The sequence below is a fragment of the Salipiger marinus genome, from assembly GCF_900100085.1.
In the GTDB taxonomy this organism is placed as follows: domain Bacteria; phylum Pseudomonadota; class Alphaproteobacteria; order Rhodobacterales; family Rhodobacteraceae; genus Salipiger; species Salipiger marinus.
Genome location: NZ_FNEJ01000088.1, coordinates 1 through 1,757 on the forward strand (window position 1 = coordinate 1; position 1,757 = coordinate 1,757).

Here is a 1,757-nt window from a genome sequence, read left to right on the forward strand (position 1 = left end):
AGCAGAACTGCGAAAAGTTAATCTGTTGAAGACACGGTGCTTAGCTGCACCTCGGGCCCCCGACGTGATGAAAGAGCGGGACGCCTTAAAGGTCACCCGCATGTCGAAGTTTTCAAGCGGATCGGTTCCTCACAGGAAACCTAGGATTCGAGCTCTAGGCCGCAGTTTTGAGTGGCCTCACGACATGCGCAGTAGATGATCACGATGTTCCCCATCAGGTGCAATCGCTTCGTCAGGGTCTCCCCATCTGTCGCAAGTCGTGTTCGTCAACTCCGAACACGAACAGCGTACCATGGACTTTTTCAACTCCTCCAAACGGAACGCCTCATGCTCGCAGCTCGCCACCCGGGAATGCGAAAATGCGACCTCCTCGTCCCGCCCCAAAGCCTTGAAGCGGCGCAACAGGGCAGCCATCAGCCTCGCCTTGTCAGAGGCGGCAGGACTGCCTCTGGCAGAGCAGCCTGAGCCGCCGCACCTGGCGACCACGTCTTCCAAGCAGCATTCCGTACCAGGGCTCACGCTGCGGGAGTTGGAAGACCACCGGTGGTGCATCTCTCCAGTCCTTGCGAAGGAACGGCTTCACGAGTTCGGCTTGCCCTACGAGGGCCGCCGTGCCGGCCTGATCTACAGCTGGGCGTCCATTTTCCGCGCCGAGGGCCTTGAGCCCGAGTTTGCGAAAACGGTCACCGCCGAGGAGCGCCCTGACCTCTTCGAGCATCTCCTGGATACGTCAGCTGCTGCTGCCTTGCTCGGGTATCGCGATGCCTCCTCGATCCGCAAGCTCGTGGCCTCAGGTCAGATCGGACCGGATGTCTATCTGATCTTCGGCCGTCGGGGGGTCTACCGGTTTCGCCCTGGCGCTCTGGAGCCACTACGCAAGGCCTCTCTCAGGGGGAAGATCGTGTGATGACTCTGCAGGAAAATGCCCTTTCACTCCACCAAGATCGGCATATGCGTTCCAGCCCCCTGCATCCGTGAAATAACATAAACAATATATAGAGGTTGATGGTTCACCACGAGAACCTGTTCCTGTTAATTACATCCATTTGACCGAATATGCGTGCAAAACCTGTTATTTGCGTTCCAGGGTGAGCACTGAAAAAGAAGAGAATAACATATGCTCGACCAGTCCCAATACTCAGCGCAAGAAGCCTTGGACCTCATTCAAGCCGACACTCCTCCCCTGGCATTCGGAAAGGGAACCGCGGTTTACCGCGCTGCTGTGAAGAAGCTGAGGCAACTAGACATTCCAGGCATGATGACCAGCGATCTTGCGGGTATCCCGATGACGCTGGCCTTCGTTGATTTGCTTTTCGAACGCTGGGACCGCACACCTCCAAGAACCACAAAAGAGAAGGAATCCAGAGCACAGCAGAAGAGCCGTCTGAGAACCATCGCGCGGCGGCTGGAGGGCACGCCGATCGTCCACATGAGCGAAGACTGGGCAGGCCTGTGCGAACTTGCACGGAAGCTCGCACAGCAGCACGGTTGGAGCGAGCAGACCCTCATCCCCCTCACCAGTTCCCTTCGGGCGGAGGCCGTGGCCGACAGGCTGGAACCGACTGATCTGAGCCGGGATTGGTTGGCCAATCTGCTCCGGGTCCGTGGCCGGAAGCGTCGCGACAGCTTGAAAGCCGCCGCGCGCCTTCTCGATGAGCTTTGGTGTTGGATGTCACTGAGAACTGACCCAGCGGCGATAGGAAATGTCACTGAGAACTGACCCATGTGGAACCCTCCCCCTGACGGGATTTGTCGGG

2 protein-coding genes are annotated in these 1,757 nt (G+C 58.2%); both read left to right on the top strand.

Going from position 1 to position 1,757, the window contains the following annotated elements; genetic code table 11:
- The first annotated feature begins 292 nt into the window (after positions 1-292).
- Positions 293-907 carry a hypothetical protein gene (locus BLR51_RS26980; protein ID WP_131821923.1) on the top strand — a complete coding sequence of 205 codons (615 nt, stop codon included), beginning with the start codon at positions 293-295 and terminating at the stop codon, positions 905-907.
- Positions 908-1,117: 210 nt separating this feature from the next.
- Positions 1,118-1,720: a hypothetical protein gene (locus BLR51_RS26985; RefSeq protein ID WP_089852610.1), complete on the top strand. Its 603-nt coding sequence runs from the start codon at positions 1,118-1,120 to the stop codon at positions 1,718-1,720.
- Positions 1,721-1,757: the final 37 nt, after the last annotated feature.

Bases quoted from the DNA above. Each gene is read 5' to 3' on its own strand.
- BLR51_RS26980 (WP_131821923.1), top strand. From the start codon at position 293: ATGGACTTTTTCAACTCCTCCAAACGGAACGCCTCATGCTCGCAGCTC.
- BLR51_RS26985 (WP_089852610.1), top strand. From the start codon at position 1,118: ATGCTCGACCAGTCCCAATACTCAGCGCAAGAAGCCTTGGACCTCATT.